Below are 23,243 nucleotides of genomic sequence, written 5' to 3'. Positions count from 1 at the left end.
AGCGCGGCTCAGGCACTTCACTCATCTCATCTAAGACGCCAAGAGCTCGGCGACCGTACCAGCCCCGCGCTGGGCGTCGGGGTCTTTGTGGGGATAATGAGCCCAGCACCACCATTCCATCTGATGGCGCCGACTTGGCGCGGAGAACCCGAACCCAGCGTAGGCACCACAATGGCAGCGATGCGCGATCAGCTCGGGCGCGCGCTGTAGGGCAGGGCGATCAATATCACTCATGAAAACCTCCGTAGTTTTGTTCCTATTATGTTCTCATTTTGAGCGGAGTCAATTAGAGGTTCGAATATCGATGCGAATTGATCTTTTCCGCAACGATCCGACCTGCATTGTCGATGTCGACATAACCGAGAAACACGGCCGGCGTTTTCCAGCGGCCGCCGTCCATCGCGACCTTGATCGGGACGCCAAGCTTGATCGCTCGCGTTGCGTATGTGCGTCTGCCTATTGTGTGCGACGGCCGGTAATCGATTTGCGCCCGTCGGCAAACCGCGGCAATGCGATCGTTCACAGACCACCTCGATGAGTAGCGGAAAACCCGCTCGCCGTCCTTCATCGGCAGGTGGGCGATGCGGTAGGCGCACTCGTACGTGAGATAGGCCATCGCGTTCTTCGGTCTTTGTCTTTGCCAGCCTTATCGTCTTGTTTTTGATATCGACGTGTTCGCCCAAGACGTTGCAAGCCTCTGACACGCGCGCTGCACAGTCCTGCATAAAGAAGACGACGGCGGACAGGTGATAGAGGCCGTCGGCGTCCGCCTGGCTGATGAACTTGCTCATCCACTCGCCGTTGACTGCCGGAAGCTTTACTGGCTTTTCGATCTTGAAGGAGCGAACACGGATCGCGCTGCACCATCCCAACTCGTGGGCATGGTTGAGGATTGCTCTCGCCGGCGTCAGCACCTGCCGATTAATGGTGGCAGCCTTGCAGATAGGAAAAACCTCTATCCCCGTCTGCCGCACCTCGGTGGAGACGATCGTCGCCACCAATCTCCCACTGAAATACTCGACGACCGGCGCCACGTAGCGCTGCGATCCGCCCATCCTCAGATAGCTGTCAGCGGCGGCGTCGAAGGTTTTTCTCGTTATCGTTGGCCGCCTTCCATCCGTGCTGTGTCAGCATCAAGCCTCCTCTGTTCTCATCAACGGAGGATTAAGTGATATCGCTTAATATGGGAATAAGTGATGTCACTTAATGGGTAATCGGGGCGACTGATGGTCAACGATAATGGTAGAGGAAGGGGGCGGCCGCGGCTCGATCTGGAGGCGGTGCTGGTGCGATTGCCAGAAGGTACCTGCACCAGAATCGACGCGCTGGTCGGGAAAAATCGGCGGTCACAATTCGTTAGAGAGTTGATCGAGGCGGAGTTAGCTAGGCGGGAGGGCGACGAGCCTCAAAAACGCGGCTGATCGTCCGCGGCAATGCGGCGGCTTTTCAATTGGATTGCAAAAGCCCGTCGTCTGCTGTCATGCAGGACGACGGGCTCCCATGGTGCGTCAACGAGAAGCCACATTACTGACCGTTGTTGGCAGGTGCTGCGGGCGCCGGTGCAGGTGTGGCGGTATTGCCAGTAGGAGCCGCCGGCGTAGCCGGCGCGGGTTGAGTTGCCGTAGTGGAAGCGGTCGTGTTGCGGTCGATTCCGGTGCCACCCCATTGCGACCACGCAAAGGCCGCCACCGCGACAATGGCGATGATAGCAACCCAAGCTGCGATGCCAGATCGTCTCTGCGTTGGGATGAATTCCGGATCTGAAGCCGGGCGGTTCGGATCATTCAGATTTGGTCGGTTAGGGTCGTTAGGTTCGTAAGCCATATTGTTTCCTCCTAAAAGTCACAGGGGTAATGGAGGCCGGTTGGCTTTTGTTCCGTAGTGATGCAATGCGGAGCAATCATTCCTCTTCAGACGGCTTCCAATTTCTCGATCGCCCGCCGCGCTAGTTCAGGGCGCCCGCCGAGGTAATGCGCATCTAGAATCAAATCGACGTCACGCATCGCGTGTCCGGTCAGCGCGCCGATCTCGGCTGCGGTGCATCCGGCTAACGCGAGGCGAGTGACGGCAGTCCCCCGCAGGTCGTGGAAGGTCAGATCTTCTATGCCCGCATTTTTGCACGCCAGTTTCCAGGCCGTGTCGAATCCATCGGACGTCCACGGTCGTTTGAAGCGCGTTGTCGTCAGGACGGTCTCGGCGACGTGGGGCTCTAAGTCGAGCTCAGCGCGGAGTTGCTTGGCTATCGGAATGGCTACCCGCGCGCCGGTCTTGCCCTGCCTCAGGCGGATCACGTCAATAGTACACTGACTCCACTTGAGCTTCAGCAGGTCGGCCTTGCGTTGGCCAGTCCAGATTGCAAGCTGCATCGCGAGCTGAAGACTGCGAGGTGCAACAGCCAGAAAGGCATTGATATCCGCCGAGTTCCATATTTTGTCGCGCCGGTTGCCGCGATAGAGACGCCCGCCTCGCTCGGCGATGTTGACGGAAAGAATGCCACGGTCTTTACCGAACGAGAGTACCCTGGACAGCGTGGACCACGCGTAGTCCGCTGTTCTTGGCCGATCGCTCATGGCATCACGCCAGGCCTTGAACCGGACACGAGTTTCCTTTGCTTCAAGATCGCCGATGGAGAGGTTACCGAATTCGCTGCGGAGATCGTCGAGGTAGCGATCGTATTCGCGCCTTGTCAGGGCCGCCTTCAGTTTGAAATCTGCAGATGCGCGATAAGCCGTGATAAGGCCGCCCATGGTCGTCGAGTTGGGATTTCGACGTCGCTCATGTGCCTCCTGATGGGCGGCGGGCAGTGCCGGATCGTCTGGCTGGATTGGGCCGCTATCGTTGCGCAAGAGCGGCCCGCCGCGCCAGGCGTAGCAGTAGTAGATGGTCTTGCCTGTCGCGGGGCGCTTGCGAACCCTGGCCAAACCCTTCAGTCTTTGTGAACACATAGCATTCTCCTTTGTCGTTGAGCCAAAAGTCTCCTCGATGTGGTGAATGCTGCGGTTGGTGTGCCGCGCATCAAAGGATAGCCGCGGCAGCCTAATATCAAGTCCCTTTCGTTCGATCCCGTAGACGAACGCCAGGACCATTGCCGTTTTGGTCAATGAACATGACGCCGGCCGATTCGAGGGCGGCGCGGACATCACGGAGTGTGCGCTCGTAAGGAGTGCTTTTTTCCAGCTCGAAATTGGCAAGCGTAGCCCGACCGACGTCCGCCGCTTCGCAAAGATCTCCCTGCGACCAGCCTATGAGGCCACGCGCGGCGCGGCATTGGGCAGCGGTAATAGACATTTTTTACAACCCTATGTAAAAGTTATTGAATTCGTCGAAAGTCGATGTATTTTGTATCGTGTTGTAACAAATGAACAGCATTAACGCAACGAGGAGCGCCATGACAGTCCACGCACCGATTTCCCACGCCAATAGAAGTCTTTTGCCACGCTCGCTGCTAGGCAGACGAGTCGTCCGCAACTACGTCGCCACATACCGCTTCACCGTTGGACAGACGGTTATATTCGCATCAACCCCTGCCGTCGTCCTGGAGCGCTCTCGCTCGGCGAAGGGCAGGGAGGTCTATAAGATTTTCCTCTTCGACAAAGGCGACCGGCCCTACAGGCACGTGTTCGGATCGGTACTGCAGCCAGTTTCCTGAACCCCGCGGGGCGGCCCGGTGCTTGGACACGTCGGGTCGGGCGGGTGGCGGTGGCTTCACAACGCCGTCGCCCGCTACAGTTTTAAGGCGCGATCTGCGCGCCGCTCGGCCTCGCGGCCGGGCTCCTTTATCACCACCGTCACCACAAGCGCACCCACCGGCTACCAACCGGTGGGTTTTTTGCTGGCCATGATCGTGCTATGTGATGTCTTATGAGAACTCGTCCCTCCCATCTCCGACACATGCGCGTGCGCCATTGGGGCGCACCGACCGTGTTCGGGGAAAATCATGCACCACAAAAGAAAACGGCCGCGGATCGCTGCCTGTGGACTTTGCAAACCTCATAAGACAAACGGTACCTGTCCTCGGCATAAAGATATGAGGATGGGAAATCGACGGCGGTTCCTGTCAGGCAGTGACCAGTTGCGTTGCGAGGAGCTCAAGTCGCCTTCAAGAGATCGATAACAGGCGCCGTCGGCCTCACCAGCCGGCGGTTTCTCTATTCGGCTGTGTGTTTGGTGATGGGAGCTCGACTGTCCTGTGACCAGCCGTGAGTCGCCACCGCTTCACTTGGTGGATCCTTTTCGACTACCGCAATGGCAAATACCAGCGCCGTCAGTGCCGATACGAAGATGATGCCGTACGTCATGTCGGCCTCCTTTTCTAGTTGGAGGAAACTTGCGCCGGTCCGGTTAAGGTTTGCTTGTCGAGGATGGTTAAGCTCGATAAGCTGAAATTAATGAAATCAAAGGCTTATTGTCGAATTTATGGCACAAGTATCGTCCGCATCTCCATTCGACCACCTGCCGCTCTTCGCTACCGACCTTGAAATAGCTGAAGCGATTGTCGGCAAGGAGCGCGCCGCCAAGTGGGTTAAGGAACGCATGCCGGCGCTCGTTAAGGTGCCCGGGTGGCCCGAGGTCGATGAGTTCCACGGAGGGCGCCCGGTGCCTCTTGTTCGGCTGTTCTACAACAACTGGATGGGCATGCCGACGGGCGGAGCGATCGGCTTACCGCGCGGCAGGGAGCGCCCTGAGGCGTGGGGGAAGAGCAGGCGAAATAACACCGCAGGGCGAGCCGTTTAGCCCGATAACCAATTATCTTGTTTGGTTGCCTTTCTGCCACTTCCGTTGCCGCAATAGTTGAAGCTAGTTTCCGAGCATCAACGCTGGGGACAACTATGAATCGCAGATTGCTTACCGCCGCTATTATCCTTCTTTCGCTTGCCTCTTGCGCAAAACGACCTGGCGCCATTGAGCCAGCCGACATTCCTATGGCCGCGTACCAGAACGATGGATGTCCGGCGCTCGCCGCGAACCTCAAGACCGAACAGTCAAAGCTCGACTCGCTGTCGAAGGATCAGAACAATGCAGCAAATGGTGATGCCTTCGGCGTGTTCATGATTGGTGTGCCAGTTTCTAGTCTTACCGGCGCCGACAAGGCGGGAGATATCGCTGTGGAGAAGGGAAAGGTTCAGGCCATCCAGAATCAACAGCACGCCAAGGGATGTAAGGTGTAGCCTTGGGGCCAAAGCCCGCAAAATACCCGGCATGATAACGGGTATTTTCAACACAAAAAAATCCAAAAAACCAAGCAAATTCAATAGGTTTTGGCGGAAGAGGTGGCCGCCCGCCGCACCTATTCACCCATGAACAGGAAGGAGGGGCCCTAGGGCCCCTCCATAGTCGTCACTCGACAATCTGAACGACCTTGCGGGTCTTCGGCTGCACAATCACGCGTTGGTGGTTGACCACGGCATAGGCAAAGGACGGATCGTCAGGAACCGGAGTAACAACCACCGATTCCGGTAGTTCGTGGCCGACGACGATCTTGTCCTGCACAACGACGTCTTCAGCAGGCATCGGCTGCTGCTGAACGTAGGTGACAACCCGTTCCGGCGGGGCGAGCGCAGTGCCGATGACGGCGCCTGCAACACCGCCGACAGCGGCACCGACAGGGCCGCCAACGACAGCACCCGTTACGGCGCCGCCGGCAGCGCCGGTCACGGTCGAGTTTGCAGCGAAGGCCGATCCGGTTAGAAGGCTACCGGCGGCGGCCACAACGATGAGAATTTTCGAGTTCATGACTTCTCTCCCTATTTGTCCGATTCCAGCGCCGGAGCGGCGTGGGGATCGGATCTGCGAGGGAAATGCGTTTTCGCAACATCGGTTCCAGCATACGGACTTTAGTCCCGTCAGCCTGGATAACGCGCGTCCGCGTTCAATCTGCTGACGGTTAGCGACCGCGTATATTGCGGTGATATCGTCAGAACTGCCGCGAAAGATGCCGATTCTCCCCCGGTCGGTGGCACTCTTCGCTCACATAGTCCTTCAAATCAGGCGCACGGTTTCGTTCAGACCTTAGTCCGAGCCAGGGAACGAACCGCGCCGCTCCTCGTTTGTTGGCGCAGTTTCGAAAGATTGTCACTGGAGGGGATCACGGAATGAAGACGCTGGCGTTGATGGCATTCTTGGCGGCAGGTGTAGTTGGAACTGCCATTGTCGTGATGAAACTCGCCAGCACGTTCATCGTGGTTGAGCATCCTCACCCGACCGCCAATCTCTCCGCCCCGCCACTTTGGACATCGGTGCCGGTGCGCATCGAGCGGGCATCCCAGCGCTTGGAACGCCTTCCGCCTGACGATTCGACTTACGCTCAAGCCTCACCGTCGCCGCTGCCGGCGGCGGTCAATAAGGATGTGGCGGGACCCGGGGCGGGAGGAAAGATAATCACGCTGTCAGCGCAGCACGTCGCTCGGTGCGCAAACCGGTATCGATCCTTTAACCCCGAAACGAACACGTATCGATCGTTCCACGGAGCCCTCCGATCTTGCGCAGACCCGGATGAGACGGTGCAGTCGAACACAACAACAGCTTCGGTTCAATCTGGGATAACTGGCTGGTGCAGCAGTCGCTATAAATCGTATCGGTCCACGGACAACACGTACCAACCCTTGGCTGGTGGACCCCGCCGCCCATGCATGATGCCGAGATACGTGGCGGATGCCTCGGCTATACAATGAAACTCCTCGCGTGGCCCTTCATGATTGGCAACTGCGGGAGGCCCGATCGAAAGGCTGTGGGAAGCTTGCGAGATTGATTGCAAGGGGCAGCGATCTAATCTCCGCCGATCGATCACGACGTAGAGAATGACCGGTGAGTATTTCTGCGGCCGCTTTTCTGCTGCCCAACTTGGTTCTCCATTCAGCAAGGCGCCGAAAATAGCCTTTGATGCAAAATCTGACGTTGCGAAGGGGCGAGCGGTCATCTGGTCGTAAGGCCATCCTCGATCAAAGCGAGTTCGACGGCACCGACCAGCGCGTTCTCGAGCTTCTGGCGAGCGACCGGATCTGCGTTGGCTTCGCCGTTAACAAGCTGAAAGGCGGCGCTATGAATTCCGTCTATCGTCTCGTGACTTTGCGCCAACTCTTCCCGCATCCGGTCGATCGCGCGTCTCTTCAAGCGATTGGCGTGCCGATGGAATTGATCAGGCTGGAGGCCAAACCTCGCGTCAAATATCGCGTTCACAGCGTCTCTGAAGGCTCTTGCTGCTGCGTGTACAGGGTCCATCGGATTAAAGGTGGTCATCGAGAATTCTTTCATGCGGGCGGCTCTTTCGGCGGATGCCTGCCAGACAAAAACGGCCATTCGGCGATAACCCGCGGCAGGCGACAGAGAATTTAACCAGTGCGTTTGCAGTGGAGGAGGGTCGTGTCCTGCCGAGTGGTGTAGTTTGGCGGTAACGAAGCCGCTCGGGAGCGCGCTTTCAATCGCGCCGAAGCGGCGGTCATCGAAGTTCTCCGGTACAGTCGGGTTGCTCACACCAACCTGATTGGAGGAACCACCGATGACCGATGTGATGATGAACCTGCGCACGCTCGTAGAGAAGACCCCCGACGCCGATATTTTGCGTGAGACGATCGATTTCGCCGCCGAGCGACTAATGGAGATGGAGGTGGGTGCTTCGACCGGCGCCGCTTATGGCCAGAAGACCCCGGTTGCGACGTAACGAATGGAGCGGGTCGGGGTCCGGAAGAAATATACCAGGGTCTGGAGCTGGGCATCTCTTTGTAACGTGAAGAACGCCAGATAAGTCAACGTTATCAGTCACGTACTATCCTCATAGCAGGGTGGCAGCCCGATCGCTACGCCGTGTCGCATTGTTGTAATAACTGGAAGCCTGCTGAACGGAACGATGACGCGATTGCTCCATTACCTCGGGCAGTGGAATGCCGCGATTGGCGGCCTCAATGATATGTCCAGGCCGCAGCCCGTGCGCAGAAAACTCCTCCGGCCCCAACCCCGCCATCTTCTCCCGCTGATTCAGGATTGCATTGCCCGACCGCGGATCGAGTGCCCGCTTCGAAACCGTGCCCCAGCGTGCGATCCTTCCGATCACGCTGCCTTTGTCGATCTTCGCGGCCGCCATCCAGCGGTTGAGGCCCCGACCGGCAGTCCGGTCAGATAGACGGAGCGTTGAATGATGTTGGACTATTTCGTCGGGACAGCGCTCTTGTTAATTATGGGTCGGTTACTGAATTAGGTCTCGATTACGATAGGAGCGGCGACGCGTTTGAGGAGCAAAGGGACGAGTGATGGACACGGCTCTCGATGAAAACGCGGTGCGCGCCTTGGCAACGGCTGAGTCTTTCGCGCGCGGCAGGGACTACGTTCGGCATGGCGCCGTTTTAGCGCTCGAACGCCGCGGCGACGAGTTGATCGCCGAAGTCGAAGGCAGCGAATACACGCCGTATGTCGTCACGGTCGAACTTCTTGATAACAACGTGGCCGCCACACAGTGCTCCTGTCACTACGACTGGGGCGGTGCCTGCAAGCACGTCGTCGCCGTGTTGCTCAAATATATCGCGGCTCCAGACGCGATTACACAAAAACCCTCCGTCGCCGGTATGCTGGAAGGACTCGATCGTGAAGCCCTGGTTGAGCTGCTGGTCAAGCGGGCCAAGGAAGATACGGCGTTCATACCGTGGCTCGAAACGGAACTGGCAACCGGTCAATCGGGTGACGGACTAATGGGCGCACAACGAGCTGCCGTTGATCCTGAACCGATCAGGCGACAGGCAAAGGCACTGCTGTCCGGGCGAGGTTCTCCCAAGGTCCGCCGGAGTGATGATGAAATTATTGTCGACGAAGAAGCCTTCGGATCGCTGATCGACAGGGCAAAGCCGTTTCTCGAAGCGGGCGACGGACGCAATGCGTTAAATATCCTCGAGGCGGTGACCGAGACGCTCGTGCCGGTATGGCGCGAACGGGCGGACTGGGACGAGACGCTGCATGCGTTCTTTCCCGTGCTTGGGCAGATGATTGCCGAGGCAGTTTTGATGAGCGATCTACTCCCGGCAGAGTGTGACGAGCTGATGATGCGGATAGATGTGTGGCAGGGCATGCTCTACGAATACGGTCTCGAAGAACATCTGCAGGTTGCCATCGACGCGCTTGATCAAGGTTGGGACGAGATGGGTCTCCAGGATGTTCTTGCCGGGCGGGCGCGCTCCTGGCCGCTTTCTGGCGGTGGCGATTGGACAACGGCGCGGTTGACCGAGGCGCGTCTGCGCGTTCTCGATATAAAGGGAGATACAGAGGCGTTCCTCAACCTTGCCAGCGCCGCTGGGCGCCATGGTGACCATGCTATGATGCTGATCCGGCTCGGACGCATTGCGGATGCCCAAGACCATGCACGCAATAAATTCCGATCTGCCGAAGAGGTGCTCGAGTTTGCGCGGCTGTTGAAGCAAGCATCACAGATTGACGCTGCGCTGGATATCGCCGAATGGTGGCTGACGCTGAGATCCGATGACGTAGCCTCGTATGGAACGGTCACCCTAGCGCGCTGGTTGCGCGACATTGCTGATCTGTCGGGGAGGCGTTCACTTGCCTTTTATGCGGCGCGCGCAGCCTTTGAGCGCAGCTTGTCGCTTGAGGATTTCAGGGCGACCGCGGCCCTGGCAGGGGCGGAATGGAGCACGTTTCGGTCCCACCTTCTCGCAAGTCTGGCGGCTGCGAAATACGCTCGTGACCGTACTGAGATATATCTCGGCGAGGGCATGGTCGATGAAGCGGTACAATCCGTCGATCTGACGAACATGATCGACAATCCGTCCGACGCAGTTCTCATGCAGCTAGCTGACGCTGCGCACGCCAGCCATTCCGATTGGGTGATAGAGATTGCCGGGCGTATGGCTGCCGGCATCATGGAAGCCGGCCGATCGGCGCACTACGACCTGGCCGCAAGGTGGCTCGAAATGGCTGCACGCGCCTATGATGCCGCCAATCGGTTCGACGATTGGATGACACAGATCAACCTCTTGATCGAACGGCATCGGCGCAAGCACAAGCTACGTCCTCTGCTTGAGGCGCTTCGACCGAGACGCTAATGCGGACGCCGTCAGACACGCCATTTATCGGGCAGAACGAACGTGACCATCCCTGGATTTGATCATATCCAACTGGCGATGCCAACTGGGCAGGAAGGCAAGGCGAACGTTCTACAGCGAATTGCTGGGACTTTCAGAAACGACGAAGCCTGCGCAGCTGGCTTCCCGTGGAGGCTATTGGTTCGAAAGCTCAAGCGTGAAAATTCATCTTGGCATCGACCCGAATTTCACCCCGGCAAGAAACGCGCATTCCGCCTTGCTCATCGACGATTTGGAAGGGCTATGCCTCCGTTTGCGAGAGGCGGGCTATCGCACGGCGCCCGACCAGCAGCTTGAGGGTTTTCTCGGCAGGATACACGCTTCGACGACTTTGCCGTGGATTTTCGGCCCTATTTCGGTATCGTTGTTCAGACAAGCAATGCGTTGACTTCGCCGCAGAAATGGTGAGGCAATTTGACTGACGCCCTAACCCCTTTTCAGGGAGTTGGCAGCAGGCCCCAAAAGCCTGATTTGCGACCGTGGACGCGCCGCAGGTTCGCGAGATAGGTTTCGTGCGTGCTGATCGAACCGAAATCATGGACCTGCTTCGCCAGCGACCGGCATTCTGAAAGATGCCGTGCGGCATGCTTGTAGCGGCTCGATCTTGCGCTCTCCAGCGTGAAGTCGATCATGGCCCGTAAGACCAGCGTCGCGGCAAGCGGATGTTTTTCCGACAGCTCCTCTGCCGCCGGCGTCATCAGTTCGTAATAATTGCCATCGAGCTCGATATGCCGTTTCATCACGAGCTTTGCCGCCTCAGTGCCTGAGGGCCAACGCAGGAAGAAATATAGAGCATGGTGAACGTTTGCGAAGCGTTGCGCGTATGCGAATGCCCTTTCCTCAGCGTCCAGATCGTCGAAGTCGGGTAGGCGTTTGAGATAGGCGCGGAGGTGTTCATCATTCAGCGACTGTTCGAAGCACTGCCACCGGAACGCCTGGGCTTCGTCTTCCCGCTCCAGCGCCTCCAATGCTTCGACGCGCGCAAGCTGCCATTCAAAGGGAACTTCGTTGTGCCTTTTGGTATCGACACTATCGAGTGCCTTGAGGGCCTCCTTAGCTCGTCCTGCCGAAATCAGACGTTTGGCGATCTCGGCAGCCACGGTAGGCGCTGTTCGGGTCTTTTCCGGTTGCTGGGCGATATAGGCATCGACATCACCCTGGGCATCGGCGATTGCCTGCAGCGCGTAGCTGGTGGTGCGTTCCTTGTGGCGGCCGAAAACTTCATCCTCATAGATCTCTCCCTGGCTGCTCCAGCCAATGATCTTGCGGTCCTTCTTCGCTAACTTTTCCTGCGGTTCCTTAGACCATGCCACGAACAGCGCTTTCAGACTTTCCAGTCCCGCGCCATCTAGCGCCGGCGCCATCGCCGTAATCAGACTATCGAACTGGCCATAACCATTGTTCTGAAACGCCATGAACACCTTTTCGGCAAGCCCGTCTTTATTGATCGCTGCTGCCTTGGCGAGGACACCCGCGTCCGTGCAGGCGTGATGAAAGATCTGGATCAGAGTGCCGCTACCATCGTCGGAGCGGGCAAAGATCGATTCTGCCAGCGCTAGAAATTGCCAGATGAGCTCGAATGCCTCAGTCGGATCGTCCTTCGCGACGGTCTCAACAATCAATTTGCGCTGAGTTTCAAGATCCAGCCTGGTCGCCTTCACTTTTCGCCAGTCGATAAAAGTGCGGGCGCGGCCGATGCTCGAAAGCCGCTTGCGCACTTCGCGGGCGATCTCGGCGCTGGAATGATTGCCGGCAAGCTCGAGACGCAGGCGGCGTTTGTGCGTGGCATTGCCAGTGGAAATCTCGATGAGCAGCTCGGCCAGGCGTTGTATGCCGAGCGCTTCGAGGTTCTTTGCGTTGAGGGTCGTTTTCGCAGCCATGGGCGCCCCGATGTCTCGACGTTTCTGTTGAGATGATGGCGCCTTGAATCATTTTTATCGCCGACTGGCAATCTCTTCGACAAACCACACACCCGACAGGAGATGCCGAGCGCCTATCTTGCGGCTATTCTCCGGTCCCCATTGGCGCCAGATCGTGCTATCAATATGTTAAAAACAGATTGAAACGCGCACATACGGAGGTGCCGATGCTGAACATCGATACACGACAAGCGAATTGGCGCCGTTCAAATCCAGGCAAGTATGTCGCTCATCTTGCTGTGCAGCGGGCCGTGAAAGCTGGCGACCTCGAAAAGCAAACCTGCGAGGTCTGCGGTGTCGTATCGGTCGATGCCCATCAGGATCAGTATGATGAGCCGTTGCAGGTGCGATGGTTATGCCGACGGCATCACACCCGGCTTCATCACTACGGCGAAGATATGTTTCTCGTCAGGCGCTCTCCAAATAGCTCGAGTGATACCAGCTCTTGAGCCGCGGTCCGATGCTGTCTCGTTTGCCGGACATCGCGCAGGAATTCTTCACGGCCATCGGCGTGAGCACCTGTTCCCATACGATCTCCTACGGGTATGATCCGCTCGGCCGGTCTATCAGCCGGCAGATTTCCGGCAGTGGCGCCGAGACATGGCACTATGATGCGATCGGCCGCATAGACAATCATTCAAGCGATCTCGGGGCGTTTCAGCTTAGTATCTGGGGCAGACACAGCAGCTGACCGCCCGACAGTTGCTGCCGGCGACCTCCAGTCTGAAGACGACCGGGAGCTATCTGGACAACACGCATGATCGGCGGCTGGCGGGAATCGCTAACACTGGATTGACCGCAGGCCAGTTCACAAACTTTGCGTTCGACATGACGCCGGAGAATTTCATTACCGGCGTCAGGCAGACCAGCGATGCAGCGGTGGCCGTACCGAGTCCAGCTGCCCAGGCCGCCGCCCTTAATAACCTCAACCAACTGACGGATTTAACCGGCCAGCCATACAGCTGCGACGTCAATGGCAACCTGCTCTCCGATGGGCAACGAAACTACAGCTGGGACGCTGAAAATCGCCTTGTAGCCATTTCCTATCCGAGTCAAGCCGGTGCGTCATGAACCTGGTCATCGGTCGAGACACGCGCGTAGCCGATAAGACGTTTTGGGCCCGGCGACGGATTGGCGACTTGCCGTTTTGCCATGGTTTTCTCGAGCGCCTTTGGGGTGCTTTGTACAAATAATGAATGCGTAGATGAAATGCGAGGTGCCTGAGCGCGTTTCTTAAGAAGCGAGGCTCGGTAGGGCATAAGCGCATCGAAATGGACGTCCTGAGGCGTCTGCGGCGGAAATGGGCGAGCAATAATCTCTCCGAGGCCGATTTTATACCAAAAGCCCATAGGTCTCCCGAGAGTGGGACAGAGGCAGGGTGGGTGGACCTCCCGTTGTCACGGCAAGCTTCATTGGCGGAGGAGCTTCGTCCTCAGGGCCTATGCGTGTTGAAGAAACGAGTGATGATATCGCCGGGGATGGAAAGGCGTTTGGAGGGGAGCACAGTGGCGTCGCTCAATTGCGAGATCACGCCGATCATCGTCAGCTATCTCGGCAATGCTGGTCAATCGCCTGCGCTGACCGAAACGCCTTTTGCCACCTCGGCGACCCGATCGGGGAACCTTAGCAAGCGACGAGAGCACTTCCTCGAGCCGGGTGTCACCGAGCATCGCTGATAACGCCGAAAACATTGCCATCGGACTTGCGACCAACTACGCGATGCCGAGAAGCCGAGTGCGATTGTCGTCCGTCGTGCTGAGCTCCGGAGCTTATGTGGAACTGGATAGTGCGCCTGCGCCCGGTAAGCCGGATGAAGCTCGCGAGAGGACTGGCACCACCCCTAAACCGCTCTGCCGCTTGCCATTGTCGCGATCAAGCCCCGATTTCAGATCGGTTGTCCAAGGTTCATGTTTTCCGCGATTGATTCCTGAGGTCTGATCGGTCCAGCAAATTCCTGCTCCGCAACGTTAACGAACAAGAGATGAAATGATCGCATCATCGTCGCGGAACCAATCTCCCGGCTCCCCACAGACACCAATTGGCCCTGCCTCGGTGGGGCCTTCTCTTTGACTGCTTGACGACGCCAATCAACCGGCCAATCACCGCCGACAGGATCAATGAGGGCGGTTGATCATCATTGGAGACTTCTTGCATGACTGTCTGTCGCAACCGGGACATGGTAAGGGCCTGGGAGGAGTTCCAGGAGAACTTGAGTCTCCTGGGGCGTCGGGCACAAGAAGCGAGCCAAACGATCGAGGTGGCTGGTCCCGGCTTCCAGACCTATCGGAGCCTGATGGAAGGAACTTTCCTCGACCATCTTGGCCGACGGGTATGCCGCATTCTCGAACAGCAGAGCTCGGACGACTCCGGAACGTTTCCCCACGGAGTGGTAGGCGTTGAAAAAATGCTGAGATGTGAAAGCCCATGAGTCCAATAACCGATTTTGTTTCCGAACTCGTGCGCGCCGCCAATGAAACCGACAAGCTAACAACCACCGAAACACGGCGGCTGCTGCAGAGAGCGGTCATCACGGTACGCGGTTTGCGGAACGCCGTCGGAATACCCAGCAGCAACACCCAGCATGATGCTCTTTTCCAGCTCGAGGCGGTTGAGACGACCGTTGAGCACCAGCCAGCCAACGAGATAAGCGCCGCTTTACTTGACGCCGCTGACCTGATCCGAACCCTGCGTATCGTCGCTGATAGTGGAACTCGGGTCTCCATCGCACAGTAACATAAAGTTACAACTCGGACATGTGCGATCAATGGCCCGTGTGGCGATCGGGGGTCGCAGCAAGTCTTGGTTTCCATCACGCCTCAGACGCCCGTAAGCGGATATCCGTGATCCGGCTGACCGGAACTATCAGCACCCCATGTCGGGGCGAAGTGAGAAGATGATCCCCTGGAGGTGCGGATAAATTCTTGGACGGCTTATGCTGCAATTCCAAGATTCCGGCGGAATTCGGCGGGACTGGGGCCTTCCGACAGGCGACGTCTAAACCTGCGCCGCTTGCTGGCGCTGGTCATCAAGATTTTAGCCGTCGTTCCAATTCGCGCGCGACCGTGCCGGAACGTCGTCCGGGACGGCAAACACCCAACTGACGTTGATTTCTCAGAGGTGTCGTTTCCAGATGCATCGCGCGGGCCGTACAGGAAGTCGGCTTTCGCGATGACGTGCCGCCAAAACGTGGGCGACGTTGGAATGACCTCTCTATTCCGTCGCCATCGACGGAACAGGTTTTGTCAGATGCCGGTTCTTCCTGGTCCAGGAGTGCGCGACCAATAAAAGGCAGCTATGACCATCCAGTCTGATCCGCTGGCGGCTCCGTTTGCGACCATTGTGTTGCGACGATGCGTTTACCCGTGACCCCATCTGCATCAGACGACGCCAGCCAAAGCAATGGCGGGACGATGATCTGGGGATCGAGCAACTGGGACCGCGTTTCGGCAGAGACGCTATCGGGGATCATTCCGCTTAAAGTTGCCCCGCCCGGCAGAAGAGCATTGACCGTGACGCCGGTGACTCTCATCCCGCGTCCTCACCACATCCGCTCGTGCAGCACGGCGTCGAACACCACGTCTGTCGAGACCAAGGCGCAATGCTCAAGCCTTGTCTGCGCGGCAAGGATCCGATCCCAGGGATCACGATGGTCCCAATCAAAGGAGGCCGCCAATTCGGCATGAAGATCGGTGATCGCCAGCGTCTGCAAGCCGCTGTCAGCGACGGCGGCGCGCAGTTCCTGTGATTTGAGATCGAGTTTCTTCAAGCGCATCTTGTTGTTGAGCTCGTAGAAGGTCACGGCGCTGACGAGGACGATGTTGCCCTTGTCTTCGATGAGGGATCGTGCGGTCGCCGAAAGCCGGTCACTGCCGATCGTCCACCAATAGACGGCATGGCTGTCGAGGAGCACCCTCACGGGCGGTTTCCATCGCCAGCAGGCTTGCCCTGAAACACGCCCACGTCGTCATTCCCGTCGCCGGCATCGATCGCTTCCTGTGCAAGATCCTTTTCGTCGAAGAGGTCATCGGGCAAGGCGCGGTGGCGCAGTAAGCCGAATGGCCGCTTGTTGCCAGGCGATCCGGGACCGATACGGGCATAGACTTCGTTGCCGCGCATGATGACAATTTCCTCGCCCTGGTTGGCGCGTTCCAGCACCTCGGCGAAATTTTTGCGCGCCTCGCTGATCTTGTAGCGTGTCTGCGGCATCGCGGTCTCCAGCCTTGATCTGCGGACGATAGCATGGCCAATCTTCGCGTACAACCAGCTTGTACCTATAGCTTCCGATAACGAATTTGGTGGCGCTTCTGCGTGGCCGGCGTGAGAACGGTCCAAAAATTCTGCGGTGAGATTCGCCGAAAAATGAACCAGTGATCTCGTGCTTACAAATCTTTGCGCATTGACGAATTGTCTTGTGATGACAGAGAATCTTAAGCCGATCCGGCACGTTGAATGACAGTGATTTTAGACAACTTTAAGGAAGTAAAAATACCACTGCAGTAAACTCGAAATTGGATACTTAACGACTTTCAACAGACATTCGCTTCAGGTGAAGAAGGAGGGCGCCGATGCCCGCAACAATTTACCGCCGCCGGCTTCTTCTGTGCGGCGCACTTCTGCTTGCCTTCATGATCTTGTCTCCTTTGGCGGTTGTCGGTGGTGCAGATCTTGCCTGTCACGGGGATCTCGGAGGGGGCTGCGGCGACGTTGGCCTCCTTATCATCTTGTTTATTGCTCTGCCCGCTCTCGTTGTTGTGTTACTTTGCGTTGTCTGGACGGCTGTACGCCGGTTGCAGTGGTTGAAATTGCCCCGTTGGTACATGGTATTCGCCAGCCTTATCATTATTGGAAACATTCGCGTTGTTTTGCAGGCACCCGAACTATTTGGGCGGTTCGGCACGCCATGGGCGGCGGTGACAACGCTATTTCTATCTGTTTTCATAGTCGTTTCGCTGTTGTGGGTTCCGGAGGCCACTGATCGCGGGCCTGTTTCGACATTTCTGCCGTGGACGCTATGTTTGCTCGGGATTTTGCAATTGGCGAGATTGGCCCCAATGATCCTTTATCCGACGGAGCTTCTGCCAGGAGGTCTCGAAATGTCGTATGCGATCAGAGGTGTTTCTTACTGGGGGCCGTTGGGTTTGCTTCCCGATCTTGCTGTGACTCTGGCATTCGTGGCGGTATCTCTCACTGTGATCATGCAGTGGCGCCGATCGCCTGCTTGAACCCAATCAGAGTGGCCGTAGGGCAGCAGATTTGCGCGCGTTCGCCATCAGCTGGCTGGCGCGGCGTGTGGCCGCCAGCAGGCAATTATCTGTTCGATCTCCTGTCTTCACTGACATGGATGAACGGCATTGTGTTTCGACATCTTGGTCGGTGAGCAGTTCGGCGATAGCGTCGCGGCGTTCGATGGGCAGAGCCGCGGCAATAGTGCCGCGTTCTTCGGCGCGGCGCTCGAGAGCATCCTTTGATTTTTCCGGCTTGGTCACGAACGTGCTCCAGATCGGCGATTCCGGACGGATCTCGGTCCTGCCTGAAGCCCTTTTTTGGCTGATTTGCGGAGCCTGATCAAATGCTATCGATATTCGTCGATGCCTATCCGCCTTCGAACTCTTGTCCTGCATAAAGGACACGGAGAATAACAACTTCGGTTGGTTCAACCACAAATGCTATACTAACCCGGCGTTCGAAACCGACAATGCGCAAACCCGGCCTGATATGGTCGCGGGTCGTACCCCGCTGGGGAAAAGCCTCAAATTCCTCCATGAATGCTCTGATGCGAGCTATGTAGGAGCGAGCGACAGTGTTAGATGCGGCTTTCTTGCGGACGAAGCGATAGATGTGCAGTAAATCCAACTCCGCCTCTGGCGTGAGGCGAATATGGTAGCGATTCATCAACCTTCTTCCTGGTCGATGTCATCCATACCTGCCTCAAGCTGCTTCCAGGCTTCGTCGATCGGCCGTGCTTTGGTAGGATCGGCTCTGTAAGCGTCGTAGGTGTCAGCGACGTTTGTGCGGAGCCAGTGCTCTACCGCGCTCTCGCGCTCCTGCAGAGCTCGGAGACCTTCACGAATGACTTCACTTTCCGAGACATAGTCGCCGTTGGAGACTCGCTGCTTAACGAGATTGGCCATTTCCAAGGGCAACGTGATGCTTAATTGTTGCGTCGAACGCATGGACTGGACTCCTATCGATCCGCACATTTTATATCACGCGATGGGATAGAATCCTACTCAAATGTTGGTGTCGAATGTGTTCTTTGCCGCACGACGCTGAAGGGATCAGATGCGTCGGCCCATATTTCTGCTGCGATTCCCGCCTGTCGATCGGCGTGGTTTTGCGGAATCGATTGCGCTCTGATGATAGCTGCTTGGTCTTCCAAGATCAGCGGAATGTTCTGGGTCGGCCGGAATGCGCCAACAGGGGAATTACGCCATCGCAGAACTCTGTATTCTGCGACGTCGCGAAAGGTAGGCTGGTTCCATCCTTGAGAACGACCGGCTCATCCAAGCTGATCTGCTCTCGATGAAGCGATGCGATCTCGCTGCGCAGGCGACGGGATCCGAAGGCGACCATCAGGATCGCCTGGTCGCCCAGGTCACGCAGGCTGCCGCGCGGGCAAGTGGCAATGAGCCGAACAAGCACGTCGGCGGTGACGGCCCTAGTACTCTTGCGGCGGCGCGGTCGAAGGGTGGCTCGGCCTGCCAGACGAATGGCAGATTTCAGGGCGGGGGAGGTAAAGGGCCGCCGAGGCCACGCCATTTGGTCAGAGTCGACAAGCACGCCAACCGCCGCCGCACAGTAGCCGGCGCGGCCCGGTTCTAGTTGCCGCGGCTATTCGACGGCGCTGTCTTCCAGGCTTCGTTATTGAGTAATGTTCGCTCTAGCGACGAAGCTACACTATTGCGAACGAGCGAAAGGATACGGGCCACGCGCCAAACCCCAAGTGAATGGTGGTGAAAAGGAAAATGCCGCCGTTTCGGGACCGGCGATAGAAGATGCGGCGCTCAACAATGAACCAACAACTCGTTCCTCGGAGATCGCTACAGAGGATCAGTCTTGCTACGATGTGAACAGAGCCTATGAATCATTCCACAGCTCCGACAGCTTCGTCAGCAAAATCTACGAAGTAGCCCCCAATGCAAATCCGAGACTGCACCTCGAATGGCAAATGATCGATCGCAATTCCTTTATCAAAATCGAGCATGGTCTGTGGAAGCGGTCCTTCCCCGTCCCCGTTCAAACGGCGATTGATGGAAAGACTGGTCGTCCAGTTTTTACGGCCTGCCGACTTCAGGACAGCGAAGATCTGCACGGTGAACCGACGCTACGCTATTCCGCCCATTGGGAACGAAATGGCTGGATGGCAAGCATCAACATCTGGGTATCGAAAGCATCGGGGAAACTCGTGCAGGCCGTGAGCCAATACGAACAAGGGCATTGCGAGTTCGATTTCCCGGTTGCGCTTGAAACCATCAGCTACGATCGCAATCTCGTATTGGACGCCGAAGCGCCTTGACGGTGTGACTGCTCGACCCCTCGGGGTAGGCGAGGTGTGACACATCGAAAAAAGGGCGTGACGACGACCAACTTCGATCGAAATCGTGGGCGAAACCTTCGGTGCCTTGGGAGCAACTCATGCCAAGTTGGAACAATCAATGAATGCTTCGACCGGACTCCGGCTAAAGCATGCGAGCGGCTCGACCGCTTCTTCGGGTTGCGTTGTTATAGTAGCTTGATGCCTGCTGCACGGAGCGGTGGCGAGATTGCTCCATGGCTTCGGGCAGCGGGATGCCGCGGTTTGCGGCCTCGGTCAAATATCCCGACCGCAGGCCGTGCGCCGAAAACTCTCCGACCTCCAACCCGGCCAGCTCCGCCCGCCGCTTGACGATGTCGTTGATGGCGCTCGGATCGAGTGAGCGCCTGGAGACATTGCCCCAGCGATCGATTTTTCGAAACACGCTGCCCGCATCGATTTTCGCGGCAATCAGCTATGCGTTGAGCGCATCGATTGGCCGGCCGGTCAGATAGACGACCTCGTCCTGCTCCCCAGTGGACGTCTTGGTGCGGCCGAGATGGATAGCCAAAGAGGGGAGGGGAGGGCCGTCGGCCACCTCGATCGGCGTTTCGACAGATAGCTGCTCGACGCGTAACCCGGCGATCTCACTACGCCTGCGGCCGCCGGAGGCAAAGGCGACCATCAGGATCGCCCGGTCCCGAGCGAGCGCGACTGATGCGGAAGCTTAGCCTTGAAATATCCTGGCGTCAGTCGGTAGCGCCGCTCAATACGGGCGAGGACATCGAAACTGGCAATCGATCTCGGTGCGCGTTCACCTTGAATCCATGACAACAGAGTCTTGTGGTCGAAAGTCTCCCCGAGACGAATGATCGCGCGATAGAGCTGCCAGTAACTGTCGCCGAAGCGGCGCATCTGGTAGACGAGCGCGTCCTGAAAACTCTCGGGATCATCCGCCGCATCAAACAGCGGCTCGGGAAATTCCTGGATCGGTTTTGGCTGCGGGCCTGGCGATGCTGGGGCGGCTTGAGGCGGCGTATTGTCGCTGCCCAGCCGTTGGGGCTTGCGGGTGGAGGATGCGGTTCGCGCTGGCGCGCGACGAACGGGTTTGGGCGATTTGGTTTTCGACTTGGACGGTCGAACGTCTTCCGCCACGGGCGGCATGCGCAGCCATCGGAGGATGGCGTCGAGAGCGGGGCGCAGCTGGTTTTTCAATTCCGGCGTCAAGTCGTCTCCGATCCCGCAGGCATCGGCGATGGCCGCCCAGTTGATGCGGCCATTCAGCAAGGGCGGCGACTTACGATAGATGATCAGGCTGACGAGGTAGGGCTTGATATTTCCCAGGACCCGCTTCGATGCGATCGGCGCGATACGGACTTCGCAATATTCGGAGATTTCTCGTGGAAACTGACGTGATGCAATATCTTGTTTTGGCATGCTAATATTCCTTTCGGCCCCAATGCCGAGGGCGAGCGGAATTAAAAGCTCTCCTTTAACAAAGAATGTAACGTCCAGAACGAACAGGTAGGCAGGTAACGGCTGTCGCAAAGGTCCGGTGAAGCACCCGCACACACAGCCTACTCTTCTGACAGAGCGGTAAACCATACTGGAAATATTGTTAGCTTCGTGCTACATAATGTCAATTTCTGTAGCGTGAAGGTCTCACATGCCTACCCCACATCAACCATCGGCGGCCGTCAGGCGAGCTTTGCGAAAGCTCGGTGCGGATATCCAGGATGCTCGTCGTCGACGTAAGCTGCCGATGGCTGTGGTGGCGGAACGAGCATTTACCTCGCGCTCGACGCTGCAAAAGATCGAGGCGGGCGACACGAATGTCAGCATCGGTATCTACGCGGGCGTCCTCCAGGCATTAGGGCTGCTCGACGAGCTGGCCCAGGTTGCTGACATCAGCAACGACAGTGTTGGCCAGGCGCTTGCACGTGCAGATCTGCCAAAGCGCGTTCGCTTGAAGCCAGCGTCGGGATCGTCTCGCGATGGCTGACTTCGAGGTTCATATCGACCTTACTGGAGAGACTCGTAGAATTGGTCTTGCAAGGAGCAATCGCATCCGCGGGTCTGAGACTATACTGTTCGAGTATGACGATGCCTGGCTGAAGGATCCTGATCGCTTCTCGCTGGAACCCGCGCTCGCATTGACCCGCGGGGCCTTCGCTCCGCCGGCAGGATTGGCAACGTTCGGGTCGATTGGAGACTCTGCTCCTGACAGCTGGGGGCGACGGCTTATGCAACGCGCGGAGCGTCGCAGCGCGGAACGCGAGGCGCGAGCTGTTCGCACCCTCGCCGAAAGCGACTACCTGCTGGGTATTGCCGACGAAACCCGCCTAGGCGCGCTTCGATTCCGGCGGGTCGGAGAGGAGGTCTTCCAGGCTCCCATCCAGAACGGTGTTCCCGCCGTCATCGAGCTTGGTCGGCTTCTGCAGATCACCGAGCGCATTCTGCGTGACGAGGAGACGGACGAAGACCTCCGGCTCATTTTCGCTCCGGGTTCGTCACTGGGCGGCGCGCGACCGAAAGCCTCAGTTGTCGATCAGCATGGCCATCTTTCCATCGCCAAGTTTCCGAAGGAGACCGACGAATACAGCATGGAGACCTGGGAGGAGATCGCACTTAGGCTCGCCGATCAGGCCGGTATAGTGACCCCAAGGCACGAACTAATCGAAGTGGCCGGAAAAGCCGTCATGTTGTCTCGACGCTTCGACCGCAATGGCGTCATTCGCATTCCGTTTCTGTCGGCAATGGCGATGATGAATGCCAGGGACGGCGAGCGCGGCAGTTATCCCGAAATTGTCGATGCGCTCGCGGAGCACGGCGCCCAAGGAAAGACCGACGCCCACGCTCTTTATCGGCGGGTAGTCTTCAACGTGCTGATCTCCAATGTCGACGATCATCTGCGCAATCACGGGTTCCTGTGGCTGGGAAAGGCGGGCTGGTCGTTGTCGCCGTCCTACGATCTCAATCCCGTTCCGACCGATCTTAAGGCACGGGTGCTGTCCACCAATATCGATCTCGACGAAGGCACCTGCTCGCTCGATCTCCTGGAGGCTGCATCAGGATATTTTGCGCTCACGCTTGCGCAAGGACGAACCATCATCAAGGAGGTGGCGACCGTTACCTCGACCTGGCGAGATACGGCCAAGGCGGTTGGCGCGCGCAATAGCGAAATCAATCGTATGGCCAGTGCATTCGAGCATGACGACCTGAAGCGAGCGTCTGTACTGTAATGAAGGCAGCGGCCTAGATTTAAGCGGGTATTTTCAAACGAGTCCACGCCATTGCTGTCAGCCACCCGCAAGCCGAAAATGCCCTCGCCGGTCCTTATCGCCTTCTTCGACCATCCCGCCCGGACTAGTCGCCGCAAGACCCTCAGAACATCCCACGGGATCTCATCGATATCGATGGCGATATCGGAGCCGCTACGATAGGTCGCCTCATCCAGTGCGGCGATGACCTTGGCTTCGAGGCGACCATCATAGGACGGTTCTTCATTGCCGTATTCGAAGCGCCCGCACCATACGATATGATCACGCCAGACGATGAAATGACTGCGGCAGCCGTCCTCGCGCCATATCGACGGATAAAGCGTGCAACGCGGCGTTGGTGCGCGGATCGTTAATGGCGTTGTCGTAGGTGATCGGCAATCGCAATAACCGGTCTTCGTGACAATGCCTTTCAAGCACAATGCCTCCCGCCGCCATCGCATTGGCAAGATGA

Annotated in this window: 25 protein-coding genes and 7 pseudogenes; 14 read left to right on the top strand and 18 right to left on the bottom strand. The window is 57.7% G+C overall.

The genetic code is table 11. From position 1 onward, the window contains the following. Positions 1-286 precede the first annotated feature (286 nt). Complete coding sequence (locus tag DTW90_RS31065) at positions 287-616, bottom strand: hypothetical protein (protein ID WP_149343388.1); 330 nt, start codon at positions 614-616, stop codon at positions 287-289. 161 nt (positions 617-777) lie between these two features. Between DTW90_RS31065 and DTW90_RS31060 the strand changes: the two genes are divergently transcribed. Beyond that, positions 778-1,038: a hypothetical protein gene (locus DTW90_RS31060; protein ID WP_149343386.1), complete on the top strand. Its 261-nt coding sequence runs from the start codon at positions 778-780 to the stop codon at positions 1,036-1,038. Between the two features lie 486 nt (positions 1,039-1,524). Here the strand turns inward: DTW90_RS31060 and DTW90_RS31050 are convergent, their stop codons facing one another. The 3 genes from DTW90_RS31050 to DTW90_RS37355 form a co-directional block, all read right to left on the bottom strand. Further along, positions 1,525-1,824 carry a hypothetical protein gene (locus DTW90_RS31050; protein WP_132528357.1) on the bottom strand — a complete coding sequence of 100 codons (300 nt, stop codon included), beginning with the start codon at positions 1,822-1,824 and terminating at the stop codon, positions 1,525-1,527. Positions 1,825-1,910: 86 nt separating this feature from the next. Then, complete coding sequence (locus DTW90_RS31045) at positions 1,911-3,101, bottom strand: tyrosine-type recombinase/integrase (protein WP_246665119.1); 1,191 nt, start codon at positions 3,099-3,101, stop codon at positions 1,911-1,913. Positions 3,102-4,148: 1,047 nt separating this feature from the next. Further along, positions 4,149-4,298, bottom strand: coding sequence for a hypothetical protein (locus DTW90_RS37355; protein ID WP_165928022.1), 150 nt, complete (start codon positions 4,296-4,298; stop codon positions 4,149-4,151). A 118-nt stretch (positions 4,299-4,416) separates the two neighbouring features. On the opposite strand from DTW90_RS37355, the gene DTW90_RS31030 reads away from it, so the two are divergent. Together DTW90_RS31030 and DTW90_RS31025 are read left to right on the top strand one after the other, a co-directional pair. Continuing rightward, the gene (locus DTW90_RS31030) at positions 4,417-4,734 is read left to right on the top strand and encodes a hypothetical protein (RefSeq protein WP_132528360.1); all 318 of its coding nucleotides are present in this window, start codon (positions 4,417-4,419) and stop codon (positions 4,732-4,734) included. 95 nt (positions 4,735-4,829) lie between these two features. Beyond that, complete coding sequence (locus DTW90_RS31025) at positions 4,830-5,168, top strand: hypothetical protein (protein ID WP_132528361.1); 339 nt, start codon at positions 4,830-4,832, stop codon at positions 5,166-5,168. 169 nt (positions 5,169-5,337) lie between these two features. Here DTW90_RS31025 and DTW90_RS31020 read toward each other — a convergent pair whose 3' ends face one another. Together DTW90_RS31020 and DTW90_RS37350 are read right to left on the bottom strand one after the other, a co-directional pair. Beyond that, positions 5,338-5,733 carry a DUF1236 domain-containing protein gene (locus DTW90_RS31020; protein ID WP_132528362.1) on the bottom strand — a complete coding sequence of 132 codons (396 nt, stop codon included), beginning with the start codon at positions 5,731-5,733 and terminating at the stop codon, positions 5,338-5,340. 1,179 nt (positions 5,734-6,912) lie between these two features. Next, positions 6,913-7,236, bottom strand: a complete 324-nt coding sequence (locus DTW90_RS37350; protein WP_165928023.1) for a hypothetical protein — start codon at positions 7,234-7,236, stop codon at positions 6,913-6,915. A 259-nt stretch (positions 7,237-7,495) separates the two neighbouring features. Here DTW90_RS37350 and DTW90_RS31005 point away from each other — a divergent pair. After that, positions 7,496-7,642, top strand: a pseudogene (locus tag DTW90_RS31005) (IS256 family transposase); the annotation flags it as partial. A 126-nt stretch (positions 7,643-7,768) separates the two neighbouring features. On the opposite strand, the pseudogene DTW90_RS31000 reads toward DTW90_RS31005, so the two are convergent. Then, positions 7,769-8,118 (bottom strand): annotated as a pseudogene (locus DTW90_RS31000) (integrase); the annotation flags it as partial. A 125-nt stretch (positions 8,119-8,243) separates the two neighbouring features. On the opposite strand from DTW90_RS31000, the gene DTW90_RS30995 reads away from it, so the two are divergent. After that, a complete protein-coding gene (locus DTW90_RS30995) occupies positions 8,244-10,040 on the top strand; it encodes an SWIM zinc finger family protein (protein WP_348642671.1) in 1,797 nt (598 codons plus the stop codon). 476 nt (positions 10,041-10,516) lie between these two features. Here DTW90_RS30995 and DTW90_RS30985 read toward each other — a convergent pair whose 3' ends face one another. Further along, the gene (locus tag DTW90_RS30985) at positions 10,517-11,959 is read right to left on the bottom strand and encodes a DUF6880 family protein (RefSeq protein ID WP_149343378.1); all 1,443 of its coding nucleotides are present in this window, start codon (positions 11,957-11,959) and stop codon (positions 10,517-10,519) included. A 206-nt stretch (positions 11,960-12,165) separates the two neighbouring features. On the opposite strand from DTW90_RS30985, the gene DTW90_RS30980 reads away from it, so the two are divergent. The 3 genes from DTW90_RS30980 to DTW90_RS30970 are packed head-to-tail and all read left to right on the top strand — an operon-like array spanning position 12,166 to position 13,069. Then, positions 12,166-12,447 (top strand): hypothetical protein, encoded by a 282-nt coding sequence (locus tag DTW90_RS30980; protein ID WP_149343376.1) that lies wholly within the window; start codon positions 12,166-12,168, stop codon positions 12,445-12,447. Between the two features lie 11 nt (positions 12,448-12,458). Further along, positions 12,459-12,689, top strand: coding sequence for a hypothetical protein (locus DTW90_RS30975; RefSeq protein WP_149343374.1), 231 nt, complete (start codon positions 12,459-12,461; stop codon positions 12,687-12,689). An 11-nt stretch (positions 12,690-12,700) separates the two neighbouring features. Beyond that, positions 12,701-13,069 carry a hypothetical protein gene (locus tag DTW90_RS30970; RefSeq protein WP_188080110.1) on the top strand — a complete coding sequence of 123 codons (369 nt, stop codon included), beginning with the start codon at positions 12,701-12,703 and terminating at the stop codon, positions 13,067-13,069. On the opposite strand, the pseudogene DTW90_RS37835 reads toward DTW90_RS30970, so the two are convergent. Beyond that, positions 13,060-13,257 (bottom strand): annotated as a pseudogene (locus DTW90_RS37835) (hypothetical protein); the annotation flags it as partial. The gene DTW90_RS30970 and the pseudogene DTW90_RS37835 sit on opposite strands and share 10 nt — an antisense overlap. A gap of 246 nt (positions 13,258-13,503) precedes the next feature. Here DTW90_RS37835 and DTW90_RS37345 point away from each other — a divergent pair. Both DTW90_RS37345 and DTW90_RS30960 read left to right on the top strand, forming a co-directional pair. Further along, complete coding sequence (locus tag DTW90_RS37345; protein ID WP_188080109.1) at positions 13,504-13,674, top strand: hypothetical protein; 171 nt, start codon at positions 13,504-13,506, stop codon at positions 13,672-13,674. A gap of 748 nt (positions 13,675-14,422) precedes the next feature. Continuing rightward, a complete protein-coding gene (locus DTW90_RS30960) occupies positions 14,423-14,731 on the top strand; it encodes a hypothetical protein (RefSeq protein WP_149343370.1) in 309 nt (102 codons plus the stop codon). 805 nt (positions 14,732-15,536) lie between these two features. Here the strand turns inward: DTW90_RS30960 and DTW90_RS30955 are convergent. Together DTW90_RS30955 and DTW90_RS30950 are read right to left on the bottom strand one after the other, a co-directional pair. Beyond that, positions 15,537-15,914, bottom strand: coding sequence for a type II toxin-antitoxin system VapC family toxin (locus tag DTW90_RS30955; protein WP_149343368.1), 378 nt, complete (start codon positions 15,912-15,914; stop codon positions 15,537-15,539). Continuing rightward, positions 15,911-16,204, bottom strand: a complete 294-nt coding sequence (locus DTW90_RS30950) for a type II toxin-antitoxin system prevent-host-death family antitoxin (protein ID WP_149343366.1) — start codon at positions 16,202-16,204, stop codon at positions 15,911-15,913. The genes DTW90_RS30955 and DTW90_RS30950 overlap by 4 nt, the downstream gene beginning before the upstream one ends. 359 nt (positions 16,205-16,563) lie before the next feature. On the opposite strand from DTW90_RS30950, the gene DTW90_RS30945 reads away from it, so the two are divergent. Beyond that, on the top strand, positions 16,564-17,220 hold the full coding sequence (locus DTW90_RS30945; protein WP_149343364.1) for a hypothetical protein: 657 nt from the start codon (positions 16,564-16,566) through the stop codon (positions 17,218-17,220). Between the two features lie 132 nt (positions 17,221-17,352). Here DTW90_RS30945 and DTW90_RS30940 read toward each other — a convergent pair. The 4 genes and pseudogenes from DTW90_RS30940 to DTW90_RS30925 all read right to left on the bottom strand — a co-directional run. Further along, a pseudogene (locus DTW90_RS30940) lies at positions 17,353-17,484 on the bottom strand (integrase); the annotation flags it as partial. Positions 17,485-17,590: 106 nt separating this feature from the next. Next, positions 17,591-17,890 (bottom strand): type II toxin-antitoxin system RelE/ParE family toxin, encoded by a 300-nt coding sequence (locus tag DTW90_RS30935; protein WP_132528372.1) that lies wholly within the window; start codon positions 17,888-17,890, stop codon positions 17,591-17,593. Beyond that, complete coding sequence (locus tag DTW90_RS30930; protein WP_132528373.1) at positions 17,890-18,171, bottom strand: type II toxin-antitoxin system ParD family antitoxin; 282 nt, start codon at positions 18,169-18,171, stop codon at positions 17,890-17,892. Before DTW90_RS30930 ends, DTW90_RS30935 begins: the two co-directional genes overlap by 1 nt. Before the next feature lie 292 nt (positions 18,172-18,463). Then, a pseudogene (locus DTW90_RS30925) lies at positions 18,464-18,807 on the bottom strand (integrase); the annotation flags it as partial. 134 nt (positions 18,808-18,941) lie between these two features. On the opposite strand from DTW90_RS30925, the gene DTW90_RS30920 reads away from it, so the two are divergent. Beyond that, a complete protein-coding gene (locus DTW90_RS30920) occupies positions 18,942-19,514 on the top strand; it encodes a hypothetical protein (RefSeq protein WP_149343360.1) in 573 nt (190 codons plus the stop codon). Positions 19,515-19,677: 163 nt separating this feature from the next. Here the strand turns inward: DTW90_RS30920 and DTW90_RS30915 are convergent. Continuing rightward, a pseudogene (locus tag DTW90_RS30915) lies at positions 19,678-20,214 on the bottom strand (tyrosine-type recombinase/integrase); the annotation flags it as partial. Next, positions 20,214-20,948, bottom strand: a pseudogene (locus DTW90_RS30910) (hypothetical protein); the annotation flags it as partial. The pseudogenes DTW90_RS30915 and DTW90_RS30910, both read right to left, overlap by 1 nt. 229 nt (positions 20,949-21,177) lie before the next feature. Between DTW90_RS30910 and DTW90_RS30905 the strand changes: the two are divergent. Further along, positions 21,178-21,513 (top strand): helix-turn-helix transcriptional regulator, encoded by a 336-nt coding sequence (locus DTW90_RS30905; RefSeq protein ID WP_132528377.1) that lies wholly within the window; start codon positions 21,178-21,180, stop codon positions 21,511-21,513. After that, complete coding sequence (locus DTW90_RS30900) at positions 21,506-22,753, top strand: HipA domain-containing protein (RefSeq protein WP_149343358.1); 1,248 nt, start codon at positions 21,506-21,508, stop codon at positions 22,751-22,753. The genes DTW90_RS30905 and DTW90_RS30900 overlap by 8 nt, the downstream gene beginning before the upstream one ends. Before the next feature lie 300 nt (positions 22,754-23,053). Here the strand turns inward: DTW90_RS30900 and DTW90_RS37340 are convergent. Then, a partial coding sequence (locus DTW90_RS37340; protein WP_188080108.1) for a hypothetical protein occupies positions 23,054-23,243 on the bottom strand: 190 nt, incomplete at its 5' end.

This window comes from Neorhizobium sp. P12A (genome assembly GCF_008365395.1).
In the GTDB taxonomy this organism is placed as follows: domain Bacteria; phylum Pseudomonadota; class Alphaproteobacteria; order Rhizobiales; family Rhizobiaceae; genus Rhizobium.
Note: the sequence above shows the minus strand (reverse complement) of the source record. Positions and strands in the feature narration are given on the sequence as shown.

Excerpts from the sequence above, each read along its gene's own strand:
- DTW90_RS30905 (WP_132528377.1), top strand. The coding sequence starts at position 21,178 with ATGCCTACCCCACATCAACCATCGGCGGCCGTCAGGCGAGCTTTGCGA.
- DTW90_RS30985 (WP_149343378.1), bottom strand. The coding sequence starts at position 11,959 with ATGGCTGCGAAAACGACCCTCAACGCAAAGAACCTCGAAGCGCTCGGC.
- DTW90_RS30975 (WP_149343374.1), top strand. The coding sequence starts at position 12,459 with ATGCTGTCTCGTTTGCCGGACATCGCGCAGGAATTCTTCACGGCCATC.
- DTW90_RS30995 (WP_348642671.1), top strand. The coding sequence starts at position 8,244 with ATGGACACGGCTCTCGATGAAAACGCGGTGCGCGCCTTGGCAACGGCT.
- DTW90_RS30950 (WP_149343366.1), bottom strand. The coding sequence starts at position 16,204 with ATGCCGCAGACACGCTACAAGATCAGCGAGGCGCGCAAAAATTTCGCC.
- DTW90_RS30980 (WP_149343376.1), top strand. The coding sequence starts at position 12,166 with ATGCTGAACATCGATACACGACAAGCGAATTGGCGCCGTTCAAATCCA.
- DTW90_RS31065 (WP_149343388.1), bottom strand. The coding sequence starts at position 616 with ATGGCCTATCTCACGTACGAGTGCGCCTACCGCATCGCCCACCTGCCG.
- DTW90_RS30945 (WP_149343364.1), top strand. The coding sequence starts at position 16,564 with ATGCCCGCAACAATTTACCGCCGCCGGCTTCTTCTGTGCGGCGCACTT.
- DTW90_RS31025 (WP_132528361.1), top strand. The coding sequence starts at position 4,830 with ATGAATCGCAGATTGCTTACCGCCGCTATTATCCTTCTTTCGCTTGCC.
- DTW90_RS30935 (WP_132528372.1), bottom strand. The coding sequence starts at position 17,890 with ATGAATCGCTACCATATTCGCCTCACGCCAGAGGCGGAGTTGGATTTA.
- DTW90_RS31030 (WP_132528360.1), top strand. The coding sequence starts at position 4,417 with ATGGCACAAGTATCGTCCGCATCTCCATTCGACCACCTGCCGCTCTTC.
- DTW90_RS31020 (WP_132528362.1), bottom strand. The coding sequence starts at position 5,733 with ATGAACTCGAAAATTCTCATCGTTGTGGCCGCCGCCGGTAGCCTTCTA.
- DTW90_RS31050 (WP_132528357.1), bottom strand. The coding sequence starts at position 1,824 with ATGGCTTACGAACCTAACGACCCTAACCGACCAAATCTGAATGATCCG.
- DTW90_RS37355 (WP_165928022.1), bottom strand. The coding sequence starts at position 4,298 with ATGACGTACGGCATCATCTTCGTATCGGCACTGACGGCGCTGGTATTT.
- DTW90_RS30900 (WP_149343358.1), top strand. The coding sequence starts at position 21,506 with ATGGCTGACTTCGAGGTTCATATCGACCTTACTGGAGAGACTCGTAGA.
- DTW90_RS30930 (WP_132528373.1), bottom strand. The coding sequence starts at position 18,171 with ATGCGTTCGACGCAACAATTAAGCATCACGTTGCCCTTGGAAATGGCC.
- DTW90_RS30960 (WP_149343370.1), top strand. The coding sequence starts at position 14,423 with ATGAGTCCAATAACCGATTTTGTTTCCGAACTCGTGCGCGCCGCCAAT.
- DTW90_RS31060 (WP_149343386.1), top strand. The coding sequence starts at position 778 with ATGAACTTGCTCATCCACTCGCCGTTGACTGCCGGAAGCTTTACTGGC.
- DTW90_RS37350 (WP_165928023.1), bottom strand. The coding sequence starts at position 7,236 with ATGACCACCTTTAATCCGATGGACCCTGTACACGCAGCAGCAAGAGCC.